The 13,307-nt window shown below is 57.9% G+C and carries 12 protein-coding genes; all 12 read right to left on the bottom strand.

The window, feature by feature from the left end:
* Positions 1-59: 59 nt before the first annotated feature.
* A complete protein-coding gene (locus AC2FIB_RS05075) occupies positions 60-1,697 on the bottom strand; it encodes an ABC transporter ATP-binding protein (protein WP_058275603.1) in 1,638 nt (545 codons plus the stop codon).
* Positions 1,694-2,509, bottom strand: a complete 816-nt coding sequence (locus AC2FIB_RS05070) for an ABC transporter permease (protein WP_058275739.1) — start codon at positions 2,507-2,509, stop codon at positions 1,694-1,696. The genes AC2FIB_RS05075 and AC2FIB_RS05070 overlap by 4 nt, the downstream gene beginning before the upstream one ends.
* Entirely contained in the window at positions 2,509-3,465 is a 957-nt protein-coding gene (locus AC2FIB_RS05065) for an ABC transporter permease (RefSeq protein WP_058276793.1), read from the bottom strand. Before AC2FIB_RS05065 ends, AC2FIB_RS05070 begins: the two co-directional genes overlap by 1 nt.
* 15 nt (positions 3,466-3,480) lie before the next feature.
* Complete coding sequence (locus tag AC2FIB_RS05060; protein WP_496734001.1) at positions 3,481-5,067, bottom strand: ABC transporter substrate-binding protein; 1,587 nt, start codon at positions 5,065-5,067, stop codon at positions 3,481-3,483.
* Between the two features lie 125 nt (positions 5,068-5,192).
* Positions 5,193-7,187, bottom strand: a complete 1,995-nt coding sequence (locus AC2FIB_RS05055) for a CocE/NonD family hydrolase (RefSeq protein WP_496734002.1) — start codon at positions 7,185-7,187, stop codon at positions 5,193-5,195.
* Positions 7,188-7,238: 51 nt separating this feature from the next.
* Entirely contained in the window at positions 7,239-8,342 is a 1,104-nt protein-coding gene (locus AC2FIB_RS05050; protein WP_496734003.1) for a glycerate kinase type-2 family protein, read from the bottom strand.
* Positions 8,342-8,779 carry a D-aminoacyl-tRNA deacylase gene (dtd, locus tag AC2FIB_RS05045; RefSeq protein WP_496734005.1) on the bottom strand — a complete coding sequence of 146 codons (438 nt, stop codon included), beginning with the start codon at positions 8,777-8,779 and terminating at the stop codon, positions 8,342-8,344. Before dtd ends, AC2FIB_RS05050 begins: the two co-directional genes overlap by 1 nt.
* A 25-nt stretch (positions 8,780-8,804) precedes the next feature.
* A complete protein-coding gene (locus AC2FIB_RS05040) occupies positions 8,805-9,473 on the bottom strand; it encodes a nitroreductase (RefSeq protein WP_496734006.1) in 669 nt (222 codons plus the stop codon).
* Positions 9,474-9,553: 80 nt separating this feature from the next.
* Positions 9,554-10,642 carry a TFIIB-type zinc finger domain-containing protein gene (locus AC2FIB_RS05035; RefSeq protein ID WP_496734007.1) on the bottom strand — a complete coding sequence of 363 codons (1,089 nt, stop codon included), beginning with the start codon at positions 10,640-10,642 and terminating at the stop codon, positions 9,554-9,556.
* Positions 10,639-11,181, bottom strand: a complete 543-nt coding sequence (locus tag AC2FIB_RS05030; protein ID WP_496734009.1) for a hypothetical protein — start codon at positions 11,179-11,181, stop codon at positions 10,639-10,641. Before AC2FIB_RS05030 ends, AC2FIB_RS05035 begins: the two co-directional genes overlap by 4 nt.
* 3 nt (positions 11,182-11,184) lie before the next feature.
* Entirely contained in the window at positions 11,185-12,333 is a 1,149-nt protein-coding gene (locus AC2FIB_RS05025) for an SPFH domain-containing protein (RefSeq protein ID WP_496734011.1), read from the bottom strand.
* A gap of 21 nt (positions 12,334-12,354) precedes the next feature.
* Positions 12,355-13,275, bottom strand: coding sequence for a DUF2927 domain-containing protein (locus AC2FIB_RS05020; protein ID WP_496841839.1), 921 nt, complete (start codon positions 13,273-13,275; stop codon positions 12,355-12,357).
* Positions 13,276-13,307 lie beyond the last annotated feature (32 nt).

Raw genomic sequence — 13,307 nt, 5'->3', positions numbered from 1 at the left:
CATCGAACAAGGCGCCGGGATTTCAATTTTTCACTTATCTGTCACGGAAAGGGCAGGGGTCAGTTTCCGGCGCTTTCCATTTTGCGGTGGGCGACAACCTCTTCCAGCCAACCCAGATGCATTTCGGGGACGGAACTGAGCAGCAGATCGGTATAGTCGTCAAACGGCGGGCTCAGCACCTCGCTTTTCGACCCATAGCGAACCACGCGGCCCTGATACATCACCGCGATACTATCGCTGATCGCGCGCACCGTCGCCAGATCGTGGGTGATGAACAGGTATGCCACATCCTCGATCTTCTGAAGGTCCAGCAGCAGTTTCAGGATGCCGTCCGCAACCAGTGGATCAAGTGCCGAGGTGACCTCGTCACAGATGATCATCTTGGGCTTGGCTGCCAGCGACCGCGCGATACAGACACGCTGTTTCTGACCACCTGACAGTTCCGCCGGATAGCGGTCCATGTACTTTTCGCCCAGTTCGATCTCATCCAACAGTTCGACGATCCGCTTGCGTTTTTCGGCACCGCGCATGTTGAAGTAGAACTCCAGCGGGCGTCCAATGATCGTACCAACCGTCTGGCGTGGGTTCATTGCCACGTCAGCCATCTGGTAGATCATCTGCAGCTCGCGCAGGTCTTCACGGCTGCGGCCCTTCAGATCGCCACTAAGCTTGCGGCCGGCAAAGGTGATTTCACCATCGCGTGGCGGCAGCAAGCCTGTGATCACCCGCGCCAGGGTCGACTTGCCCGAACCGGATTCACCGACGACGGCCAGTGTCTGCCCCGGATGAAGCTCGACATTGACGTTGTGTAGCACGTCAAAATTCAAACCCTTGTAGCGCGCGGTAATACCTTCGACGCTCAATACCGATTCCGGTGTGGGTTTTTTCTCTTCGTGCTCGATCGAGCGGACCGAAACCAGCGCCTTGGTATACTCTTCCTGCGGGTTGTTGATGATCTGGTCGGTATTGCCATACTCGACCGTATTGCCCATCCGCAGAACCATGATGTCATCACTGACCTGAGCGACAACGGCGAGGTCATGCGTGATATAGAGCGCAGCAACGCCAGTATCGCGAATGGCCTCTTTGATCGCCATCAGAACGTCGATCTGAGTGGTCACATCCAGTGCTGTGGTCGGTTCATCAAACACCACCAGATCAGGCTCGGGGCACAGCGCCAGCGCCGTCATGCAACGCTGTAGCTGACCGCCCGAGACCTGGTGCGGGTAACGATCGCCGATATTGTCCGGATCGGGCAGCCCTAGCTTGGCGAAAAGTTCCCGCGCGCGGCCTTCGGCCTCTTTACGCGAAAACTTCTTATGTTCGACCGCAGCTTCGACCACCTGATCCATAATCTTCTTGGCCGGGTTGAACGATGCGGCGGCGGATTGCGAGACATAGGCAACCTCGCCACCACGCAGATTGCGGATGTCGCTATGCGGAGATTTCAGAATGTCGCGCCCGTTGACCCAGACTTCGCCACCGGTCAGTTCGACGCCACCGCGGCCATAAGCCATAGACGCCAGACCGATGGTCGATTTACCGGCACCGGATTCACCGATCAGCCCCAACACCTTGCCGCGTTCGAGGTCAAAGCTGACCCCGTGCACGATTTCGATGTCATGGGGCTTTTCGCCGGGCGGATAGACGGTCGCGCCAATCTTGAGGTTGCGGACCTTGAGAAGGGTATCACTCATCCCCGGCCTCCTTTCAGCGATGTGGTACGGTTCAGAACCCAGTCAGCTACAAGGTTGACCGAGATGGCGAGCGTCGCGATGGCGACAGCGGGGTATAGGGCCGCGCCGATGCCATAGACGATCCCGTCCTTGTTTTCCTTCACGATGCCGCCCCAGTCCGCCAGCGGTGGCTGGACGCCCAGACCCAGGAACGACAGGGTCGAGATGAACAGAACCATAAAGATGAACCGCAGCCCGAATTCAGCCACCAGAGGCGACAGAGCGTTTGGCAGGATTTCCCGGAAAATGATCCAGCGCCGACCTTCACCGCGCAGCTTTGCGGCTTCGACATAGTCCATCACGTTGATGTCCACGGCGACCGATCGAGAAAGTCGGTAAGGACGTGTGGCGTCCAACAGCCCCATCACAAGGATCAGGATCGGAACGGTCACCGGAACAATCGCCAGGATAACCAGTGCCAGGATCAGCGTTGGGATCGACATGATCAGGTCAACCATCCGGCTAAGCGCCTGGTCAGCCCAACCACCCAAAACCGCAGCCAATAGGCCCAGAGAGGTGCCAGTGATAAAGCTGAGGATCGTAGCCATCGCAGCGATAAAGATGGTCGTGCGACCACCATAGATCATGCGTGTCAGCAGATCGCGCCCGATATTGTCCGTGCCCAGCAGATGCTCGGCGCTTGACGGTTCCCACACATCACCGACCACTTCGGCCATTCCGTAAGGGGCGATCAGCGGGGCTGCGATGGCTATGAAAAAGTACAGTCCGGTGAAAAACAGACCGACGGCGGCCGAAATAGGAATGTTCTTCATCATTTCGGATGCCTCAGTCTTGGGTTGGCAAGGATAGACACAATATCGGCAACCATGTTGAGCCCGATATAGACCGCGGCAAAGACGACGCCGCAGGCCAGAACGACTGGCACGTCACGCTTGGTCACCGAATCCACCAGATATTGCCCCATGCCTGGATATACGAACACCACTTCGACAACGACGACGCCCACAACCAGATAGGCCAGGTTCAACATCACAACGTTGACAATAGGGGAAATCGCGTTGGGAAACGCGTGGCGCGCAATGACCTGAAAATTCGAGAGGCCTTTCAGTTCAGCCGTTTCGATGTAGGCCGATTGCATCAGGTTCAGGATCGCAGCGCGGGTCATTCGCATCATCTGCGCCAGAACCACCAGTGTCAGAACAAAGGCAGGCAAGGCGATGGCATTGAGCTTTTGCCCGAAGGACATTGTGTCGTTGATCATTGCGAGTGAGGAGAACCAGCCCAGTTTCACTGAGACGAAGTAGATCACCACGTAACCGATCAGGAATTCCGGGATCGAAACCGTTGTCAGGGTGATGGCAGAAATCAGTTTGTCAGGCCAGCGGTTGCGGTACCGAACGGCCAGAAGGCCTAGAAAGATAGCTAGCGGCACGGAAACGACGGCTGCAGCACATGCCAGGAACAGGGTGTTCCCCAAGCGCTTTCCGATGCTTTCTGCGATGTCAAGTTTGTTGGTCAAAGACTGACCCAGATCGCCCTGCAGGATGCCGCCCAACCATTCGAAATATCGGGTTAGAGCGGGACGGTTGAGGCCCATTTCCTCGCGCAGGTTTGCCAGCGCCTCGGGGGTTGCGGATTGGCCAAGGACCGCTTGCGCAGCGTCCCCAGGCAGGGCTTCGGTGAGGCCGAAAATCAGAGCCGATGCACCGAAGAGAAGCAGGAGTCCCAGCGCAAGGCGCTGGGAAACCAGTTTGATGATAGGATGCATTATCCGTGGGCCCTATCAGGCGAACCACATCTTGCGTGACATGTTGCCATTCATCATCTCTTGGGTTGGGTCGCTTTCCCAACCTTCGAGCTGATTGGTGACGCCTTCGACAAAATCGTTGAACATCGGGCAGATCAGACCGCCCTGGTCGCGGACCATCATGCCCATTTTGCTGTAGATGTCCTTGCGTTTGTCGTTGTCCAGTTCGGCCCGTGCTGCAAACAGCATTTCGTCGAACTCCGGCACCTTGAAGCGGGTGTCGTTCCAGTCGGCGGTCGACAGATACGCGGTGGCGTACATCTGATCCTGCACCGGACGGCCACCCCAATAGGATGCGCAGAACGGCTGAACGTTCCAGACCTCCGACCAGTAGCCATCGTTGGGCTCGCGCTTGATTTCCAGCGGGATACCGGCCTGAGCCGCGCTTTGCTGGAACAGGGCCGCTGCGTCAACGGCACCCGGGAAGGCGCCATCTGCGACACGCAGGATGATCGGCGAACCGTCATGGCCCGACTTCGCATAGTGCTCTGCCGCCTTTTCAAGGCTGAAGTCGCGTTGCGGGATAGAGCCGTCAAACAGCGGGTATGCCGCATTGATCGGCATGTCGTTGCCAATTGTGCCGTAGCCGCGCAGAACCTTGTCGACCAAGTCTTGGCGGTTGATTGCGTGTTTCAGCGCCAGCCGCAGTTCGTTGTTGTCGAACGGCGCGGTGTCGCAATGCATGATGAACACATAATGTCCACGGCCGGCGGTCGAGTGCACCGTCAAGTTTGGGGCGCGGCCCAGCAGATCGGCAACCTTTGGTTCGACGCGGTTGATCGCGTGAACCTGACCGGATTGCAGAGCAGCCGTACGGGCAGTCGCATCGTTGATGACAATTACTTCGACGCTGTCGAAATTGCCGAAATCGGGGTTCCAGTGGTTGGCAAATTTCTTGAACACGTGGCGTACGCCCGGCTCGTCGACTTCCAACTGGTATGGTCCGGTGCCAATGCCCGCACCTGGGTTTTCCATTCCGCCATCAGGCTGAATGATCAGGTGATAGTCGGCCATTAGATAGGGCAAGTCGGCATTTGGCTCGGTCAGTGTGACCTGGAAATTGTCGCCATCGGCCTTCATTGACTCGATGCCCTTCATGATGCCCAGGGCACCGGACTTGGAGTCTTCGTTCGAGTGGCGCTCCATGGTTTTCAGCACGTCTTCGCTGGTCATGGTCTTGCCGTTGTGAAACTCGACACCCTGACGCAGTTTGAATGTCCAAACTTTGGCGTCCGCGCTGCCTTCGACGGCTTCAGCCAGGCGCGGCTCGATCGACCCGTCGGGCGCAACTTCCACAAGCTGGTCGCCGAATTGTTTGCCGTTCTGGAACGGCACCGAGCTGGCATAGGTCGCCGGATCCAGCGAATTGGTGGATTCGCCGCCCTGCAGGCCAAATTTCAGGTCGCCACCCTTCTTCGGTCCTGCCGCGCGCGCAGCGTCAGCGAACAAGGTGCTGGCCATCGCCGCCGACACACCCAGAGCCGCCGCTTTCCCCATGAATTCGCGACGGGTCAGTTTGCCCGCAGTGACCTGACCGGCCATGTGAGTGAGTTGTTCGTTCATTTAGTGATCTCCCAGTTGATTGGATTTCAGCCCTTCCCGGGCATTTTTATTGACGCATGAGTCAAGTTAGGCGCATTTCGGTCTACCGAGCAAGGACAAATGTCTGACCTTTGGCCACCAAAATATCACATCTGGTTTCGTGGAACGGCGTCCTCCGTTTGTTTAAAGAATACCAAAGTTTCGTTTTCAAAAGCACTTATCTGCGCCTTGAGGAAAAAGTTCTCGCGATCCGACCACATTTCACAGGAGGTTTCAGTGCGCAGATCAATCCCGTCGCGACTGATCTCTTGTGTCCAATGGCACTGCCCGCGAGCGGAGAGCGGGTCGTCAGGGTTGATGGTCCAGCGTTCAGATGCTGTCCCACCATAGGTCAGCCCGTGGTGATTGTCCGTTACGTAACCAAAATCGTCTTCTATGATCAATCGGGTTTCACCTGAATTCAAGTCAGTCTCCACCCGGCGAGAGTTGCTGCTTTCCCGCAGGGTCGTCACATCAATCGGGGTTTCAGAATCGGGCGGCTGAAACACATGCTCATCATCACCCGAGGTCGGCCGGTTCGGGATCGTGATCGTACCACCTTTCAGGTGCAGTTCGACGGGTTCGGGCGCTGGCCAGATCAGCGGCCAATACGCGCTAGACACAGCCACCCGCACGCGATGCCCTTTGGGAACGCGATAGGCGATATGATCCAGGTCCAATGAGATTTCGTAGGGTTTTCCAGGTGTCAACGGAGTTGGTTGCGCGTGGCTGTCTCGGTGCGACAGGTTTAGAACGCCATAGGTGATCCGGGTTGAGGCCCCATCCGGATGGACATGATTTAACCGCACGGCAATCTGTGCCTGCGGACGGTCGGCACTAACATTCAGGCAAATGCGCGGAGCGCCGACAATATCAAGATCTTCCGACAAAGGCGGGCCATCGAAACAGGCGGACAAAGCATCATCGGTGCGCTGATCGCCGGGCATGTCGGGTCCCAGCCAAATTGCGCAATACTCGCCGCCATCCATGCCGCAGGTTTGGGGTGACTGGATCCGCGTGTCCAGCGGCTCATCTTGCCCGAGCCCATCGTTCGACAGGTTCAGTGTCAGGTTGGACAAATGCGAGGTCGCGCCGGCTTGCTCGCTGATCCAGCGCCCGGGTCTATTGTTGTACCACCGCCTTGGGCGGACGCCGTCCATCAGATACGCTCGATAGTCTGGGTCGGTTTCAACGCCGCTATCCAGACCCTTCAGCCAGCGATCCCACCAACGCAGCGCCTCTTGCAGAAAACCGATCCTCGGTTCGGGCACTGCGAAATGCGGGTATTTGTGCACCCATGGCCCCACGATTCCCTTGACCGGAGCGCTAAGCTGTTCGACCAGCAGCGGCACGGTGTTCTTGTACGCGTCACCCCAGCCGCCTATGGCCAAAGTCGCCGCGCGGATCGCGCTGAAGTCTTCGCAGACAGAGCCATGCTGCCAATAGGCGTCGCGCGTCTGGTGGCGCAGCCAGACCGAGGGTAGGAACGGTTGGTTTTCCAAACGCTCAAGCCATAACTCCCGCCAGTTGGGGCGCAGCGTAGGGTCCGGTGCGCGGGATGAGTACGACCACATGGTCGCGCCCCAACCCAGGTTTTCATTCAGCAAGCATCCGCCCTTAAAGTGGATGTCGTCTGCGTAACGATCTGCGGTTGAACACAGAGTGATAATTGCTTTCAGCGGTGCGGGTTGAAGGGCGGCAACCTGAAGCGCGTTGAACCCGCCCCAGCTGATTCCCATCATCCCAACGGTGCCCGAACACCACGGCTGATCCGCCAGCCATTGAATTGTGGAAACGGCATCATCCAGCTCTTGCTGTGTGTACTCGTCTTCCATCAACCCTTCGCTGTCTCCATTGCCGCGCATGTCCACACGAATGCAAGCATAGCCGCGTTTGGCAAACCATGGATGGGTCAGGGCATCCCGCGTCGCCGTGCCGTCGCGCTTGCGATAGGGCAGGAACTCCAAAATGGCCGGAACGGGGTTGCTGTCCGCATCCACCGGGCGCCAGACACGCGCTGAAAGACGACATCCATCCGGCATCACTATGCCGACATCCGGTAGATCTTCGATATCGCATAGCGAATTGGGCGAGCGAGTCATTTCGGAAGTCTTTCGGTCTTTGTCTTTTTGCAACGTACTAAAATCGTCAAATCACTGTTTGATTGCGACAACAAGGTCCATCACGTTCGTTCCGGTTGGGCCTGTCACCAGCAAAGCCCCGGACTTGTCCAGAAAACTACCACTGTCTGCCTGCTGCAAGGCGGTATCGGCCCCTTTGCCCCAAGTTTTGCCGTCGACTACAGCTCCGGCCGCATTGGTTGGGCCATCGGTGCCATCGGTACCACCGACAACAACAGTCAAGTTTGGTGTTCCAGCTATTTCCCGGGCGAGTGCCAGCGCCAGAGCCTGATTACGCCCGCCACGGCCCGGCTTGTCCGGCAAAACCACCGTTGGTTCGCCGCCGAAAACCATGACGCCGGGGGGCATATCCCTCAGGCGTTGCCCGATAAGGGATGCGACGCTTAAGAAGTCGTCATGCAGGCATTCTTCGTCAGCCAGCAATTGCAATCCGTCTCGGCGCGCCATTTCTGCGGCTGCCGAGCGTGCATGGGCGTTCGAAGCAACGATCTTGGTCGAGGCGTCAAATTTGTAAGTGTCAGGCAATGCGCCAATTCCCGATCCGATGACGTTCAGGTCGTTCCCGGGCACATCCGAGATTGCCAGAACGGTCGCTTTCGCCCCGTCGAAATGGGACAACAGCCCCCCGCCCTTGATCCGCGACTGCTTTCGACGCTCGGCATTCATTGCGGTGATATCCAAACCTTCGGCCAGCAGCCTTGTGTTCAATTGCGCCAGATCTGCCAAAGAGTTACCCGGCAGTAAGTCCTCTGCCAAAGATGATGCCCCGCCCGAAACCAGCAGCAGCACATGGAAACCAGGTGCCATCACCTCGATCGCTTCGCGCAGGGCGCGGCCACCGTCCAGACTGCGTGTGTCCGGAACCGGATGAGAGGCTTCGATCAACTGCACATGTTCCGGCAGGTCGCGCCCGTGATCGTCCTTGGTGACAACCAGCGTCGGACGCGGGCCGAAGTGGTCCAATGCCGCGCTGGCCATCGCTGCGGCTGCCTTGCCGACGGCCAGAATCCGGTCGGGCGTTTGGACCTTATCCAGAGCAGCTTTGGTGGCTCGTTTTCCGTCAACCGCATCAACGCCAGCCTGCCAAATGCGAATTGCCTGTTGCCTTTGGTCCATCAGCTTTCCATCCAAATTGTGACCGGTCCATCATTGACCAGTTCTACCGCCATGTCGGCCCCGAACTGCCCGGTTTCGACGGGCACGCCATGGGCCTGCAACCGCCGCGCAAACTCTTCATAGAGGCGCTGCCCCACATCCGGGGGGGCGGCCTCGGAAAACCCCGGCCGGTTCCCGCGCGAGGTATCGGCGGCCAGAGTGAACTGGCTGATCACCAACGCCGAGCCACCCACATCCACGACAGAGCGGTTCATCTTGCCGGTGTCATCTTTGAAAATACGCAGTTTTGAGACCTTGGCCGCCAGTTGTTCGACCTTTTGTTCGTCGTCACCCTTCATCGCACAGACCAGGATCATCAGCCCCGGACCGGACTGTCCAACCGTTTGTCCGTCAACCGAGACTTTTGCCCGGGATATTCTCTGTAGAAGTGCACGCAAATCTGTTCTCCGTTTGGTGGCGTGGTTATCCGACCCAACGAGCGATCTCGTCCAGATCGGCCCGGTCGGTTCGAAACCCGTTCGCAGGGTGGTCTGCATCCGAGTATCCGAATGAGATTGCACACAAGATCAACCGATCATCGGGAATGTCGAAATACCGGTGCAGAAACTTGCCATAGCTGGCCACGGCGGCCTGAGGGATTGTGGCCACTCCCAAGGCTTGCGCGGCGAGGGTGAAAGCCATGACAAAACCTCCGCAGTCCATTGCTCCGTAAGGGCCAAGGTCGGCAGGGCTTGAGATGATCGCACAATGCGGCGCACCGAAGAGGGCAAAGTTTTCCATCATTTGCTTGGCCGAACCGGCGCGGTCCCCGCGCTGCACGCCCACGGCTTCGTATAATGCCCAGCCACATTCGCGACGTCGTTCCTGATAGATACCGGTATACGCCGTCGGGAACGGCAGGTCGGGTTCCGGTGTGGCGGTCACGACTTCGTTTTGAAGTGCTTTTCGAAAAGCGTCAGTCTCGGCTCCACTGGTGATCACGATGTTCCAGGGTTGCGCATTGCACCAGCTGGGGGCACGTGACGCACAGGTCAGAATCTGTTCGATCTGGTCCTTGGGAACGGGTTCAGGTCGGAACGCCCGGCAAGAATGTCGCTCAGCCAGCAATCGATCCAAATCGGATAGCGTCACTCTGCTCTCCCCTTCGTGCAGACGAGGCGCAGGATGGCGGCAGGTTCGGCGATATTCAAGCGGTTAAATGGGGAAAGGTGCTACTGCTGACCAGTTGCCATGAGGTATCCGACACCCGCTGCAACCAGCAGACCCAACACAACAGCGATCGTGATCTTGATAGCGGACCAAGGGCGTTCGCCCTGAACACGCCCCGTTCTGCCATTCACAACGAAACGATAGGTCTGGCCCCGGTATTTGTATGCGGCCAGCCAGACAGGCAGTAAAATATGTTTGAAGGTTACATTTTGCACATCCGTGTCGATTGCGTGAATGCGCTGCCGGTCACCGCCGATATCGAACCGAACATCCCGTTCGATCACCCGGGCCATATGCCCGCGCGCTTCGGTATACCCGTCCTGCAATTCGACTGTATAGGCCTCAGCTCGGAATCCCGCCAGATACTCGGGCTGGTAAGGTTCAAGCGCGGGCAGGTCCCAGGGTTCCAATGCGTCAGTATAGCGTTTAGGCAGTGACTGGGACGCGAGCACAAGAACATCGTCAAAGAACCGGGCAACCCGACCCGATTTTGGGGACCACCGCACCTTTGCCACCTGCTGTTGCACGCGCTTGCCGTCACGCATGACGGTCCGGGTCTCGTAATACACCGTGCCCCGCTCGCCGCGATAAGCTGACTTGGTATCCGCGTCGAAGGTCCAGTAGGGGACGTAAATCCCCTGCATCTTGCGACCTTTGCGGGCGTAATCTTTCAACCCGTTGGGCGCGAACCACAACTTGCCAAGCCAGCTCGACATCGCCTTATGAGCCGACCGTTCATCCAGAGCAAAGGGCAACACGCCTTTTGGCTTGATATGCCGGTTAACTCCTGTCTCCGTGACTACCGGAGTGGCACAGAACGGGCATTCGGCCGCATGGGTGTTCGGGTCAAACTCGACCTCAGCTGCGCAGTTCGGGCAGGACAGAACCCGTGTTTCCTCGATTTCCGCGTCTGGCAGCTTGTTCGCCAGCGCCGCGTTAAAATCCAGTTCTTTCAGGCTGGCACCGCCCCACGGTCCGGCACCTATGGATTCCGAATGCCCGCAATGATCGCAGGTCAGGGTCCCGTCGCCCGGATTGAACCGGTAATCCGCGCCGCATTGATCGCAGGGAAATCGGTGTTCTTCAGTCATTGCTTGACCTCGGCTGGCCGAACAGGCTTTCCCGGGCCGATGATTGCGCGGGTCACGACAGCCACAAAGATGCAAACGGTAATAAACAAGAGAGAGTTACGCGCCAGAACCTGCCATCCATAAGGCGTCAGTATGCCATCAACAGATCGCACGAAATCGCCGCCCCCGATTTGAGAATCGAAATTATCGTTGTGCGATTGATGCCATCCTCTTAGCCGACCGATTGCAATACTCAGCAGGACAAGACCTGTGCTGATCGCTCCCCCCCAATAAGCTGCCCGGAAAAAAGTAACCGGCTTGCGCATTATCTTGCGCAGGGCGGGTGCGACGAAAATCCATGCAATCAGAAAAGCCGAGGGTACACCAAATAAGGTCAATAACTGAAATAGAGACCACAGAGTGGCGTCCCATCCGCTTTGGAAAAGATCAAAAAGCATCGGCGCGCCAATCACGCAAAACCACCCGAGAATTGCACTCAAATTGACGGCGCGCCTGATCTCTCTTTGCGAATAGGCAGATATGTCGGCGTTTGCCGTCACCGATTACACCCCCGGCGGAGGCGGCGGCAGGATGGTAAACAGCTGAGCAAGCTCCTGCACGTCGCCCGCTTTTTTCCAGCCGTCCTGACCGGCGGTCCAGACATGGGTGTCGCGGGTGATATCACCGTCGGTCGCCATGCGGCCCATCTTGGCCTTGGAAAACGGCCCGCTGGTCTGCCCATCCACCGCAATGTGCCAGACATGCTCGACCGGCGGAGGAGGGGGCGGTGCCGCGTGTGTCGCCGACTGCGGGGCAGTGGGGGTGGAACCGCCCCACGGGCCGCTTGGTTGACCCGATGCCATGTTCGACATCTGCTGTGCCATTGCCATGCCCATTCCCATGCCAAGACCGGCACCCATTCCGCCGCCCTGACCGGGGTTGGTCGCTGCTGCGGTCATCGCTTCGGCGGCCGAATACTGGGTGAACTTGCCCAGATCGCCCGCCAATCCCATCGACGTCCGCTTGTCCAACGCAGCCTCGACCGCAGGCGGTAGTGAGATGTTTTCGATGTAGAACTCTGGCATTTCCAGGCCATAACCTTCCAGCACGGGCGAGACCTCGGCCGCGATCAGCTTGCCCAGATCGGCGGTGTTGGCGGCCATGTCCAGAACAGGAATGCCGGACCCGGCGATCACACGGCTGAATTCCTGCACAATGATGTTGCGGATCTGAAAGCTGATCTCGTCCATGGTGAATTCACCATCGGTGCCGACGATTTCTATCAGGAACTTCGCGGGGTCTTTGACCCGGACCGTGTATGTGCCAAAGGCGCGGATACGGGTCGGTCCGAATTCCGGATCGCGCAGCATGATCGGGTTCTTTGTGCCCCATTTCAGATCATTGAAACGCGTTGTGTTGACGAAATAGATTTCGGACTTGAAGGGCGACTGAAACCCGTGATCCCAATGCTGTAGCGTCGTCAGGATCGGCATGTTGTTGGTCTCAAGCATATAAAGACCGGGTGTGAACACGTCTGCCAGTTGTCCCTCGTGCACGAATACCGCTGCCTGTCCTTCACGCACCGTCAGTTTGGCGCCGTACTTGATCGCATGCCCTTCACGCTCGAACCGCCAAACCATGGTGTCACGGGTGTCGTCGACCCAGTGAATGACGTCGATAAATTCTCCGGTCAGAAAATCGAAAATACCCATTGGGGTCTCCTTTCCTTGGGCTCAGAGCTGCTGGCCCATCAATTCGCGAGCAATAATCCGGACCACCGGGCGGGCGTCCTCGGCTGTCACACCGGGCTCAAGTCGGGGATCATAAAGCATTGTCAGAAGTTTTTCGTCATGGCTGGTCAACAGCGCAAACTCGTCATTGTCGTTGAAAATCGAAGGCCGTGCCGCCGGGCTGTCATTGGACAATCCAAGCCCCTGCGCAATTTCCTCGTGGATGCAGCTGCGTCGGGTGAGGTCTGGCAGTTCAGCCCGGATGAGCGTGACAGCCCGCACAAATTTATACGGTGAGGTATTGGTCGGAGACGCAAAAACAAGGCAGTCAATATTGGCACGCGGGTTTGCTACCAATTCTAGCGAAGGCGTGCTGATACCGGGAATCAGCTGTTTCAGGCGTTTCACCACATAGGCGCTGTCATCTTTGCCTGCAAAGAAGACATGGAAATTGGCCTTGCGATTGACGACCGAGATTGGATGATCCGTCAATTTGCTCAGCCGTTCCGCAAATGCCTCGACGTCGGCGGAGTCTTTTGCGCGTATCTCGGGTGCCACGGACGGGGCGAATTCGGTCTGAATCCGCACAGGTCCTGCCCACCGGCTAAGTTGCCCGTCCGTTCGCCGAATGCGCGTGGTTACAGCGTGATCGGGGTATTCGCTGTAAAAGGCAATAGCCTCGAAATTGCGGGCCAGATCATCGGCATCATACGGTGTGTCGGGACCGCCTCCATCCACGCGCAACATGTCGCGGGTGAGCAGGTCACGTTCGACCCGCTGATAGAACCGGGCCAGATCCTGGCTTGCCGCAGACGGGGGAACATAAGCATTAGGTGCCGGTGCAGGTGCAACCGGGCGCGGTTGCGGCACGACGGACGACGTCAGCGCCTCATCACAATTGGCCAGCGCCAACAGCGCCACCATACCCAACAGAGGTTTCAGATATCCCGGCACTC

It is taken from the genome of Ruegeria sp. YTSA072, assembly GCF_059610285.1.
The sequence above is the reverse complement of the archived record's forward strand: the minus strand, read 5'-3'. Positions and strand labels throughout refer to the sequence as shown.

Bases quoted from the DNA above. Each gene is read 5' to 3' on its own strand.
- AC2FIB_RS05075 (WP_058275603.1), bottom strand. From the start codon at position 1,697: ATGAGTGATACCCTTCTCAAGGTCCGCAACCTCAAGATTGGCGCGACC.
- AC2FIB_RS05070 (WP_058275739.1), bottom strand. From the start codon at position 2,509: ATGAAGAACATTCCTATTTCGGCCGCCGTCGGTCTGTTTTTCACCGGA.
- AC2FIB_RS05065 (WP_058276793.1), bottom strand. From the start codon at position 3,465: ATGCATCCTATCATCAAACTGGTTTCCCAGCGCCTTGCGCTGGGACTC.
- AC2FIB_RS05060 (WP_496734001.1), bottom strand. From the start codon at position 5,067: ATGAACGAACAACTCACTCACATGGCCGGTCAGGTCACTGCGGGCAAA.
- AC2FIB_RS05055 (WP_496734002.1), bottom strand. From the start codon at position 7,187: ATGACTCGCTCGCCCAATTCGCTATGCGATATCGAAGATCTACCGGAT.
- AC2FIB_RS05050 (WP_496734003.1), bottom strand. From the start codon at position 8,342: ATGGACCAAAGGCAACAGGCAATTCGCATTTGGCAGGCTGGCGTTGAT.
- AC2FIB_RS05035 (WP_496734007.1), bottom strand. From the start codon at position 10,642: ATGACTGAAGAACACCGATTTCCCTGCGATCAATGCGGCGCGGATTAC.
- AC2FIB_RS05025 (WP_496734011.1), bottom strand. From the start codon at position 12,333: ATGGGTATTTTCGATTTTCTGACCGGAGAATTTATCGACGTCATTCAC.
- AC2FIB_RS05020 (WP_496841839.1), bottom strand. From the start codon at position 13,275: ATGGTGGCGCTGTTGGCGCTGGCCAATTGTGATGAGGCGCTGACGTCG.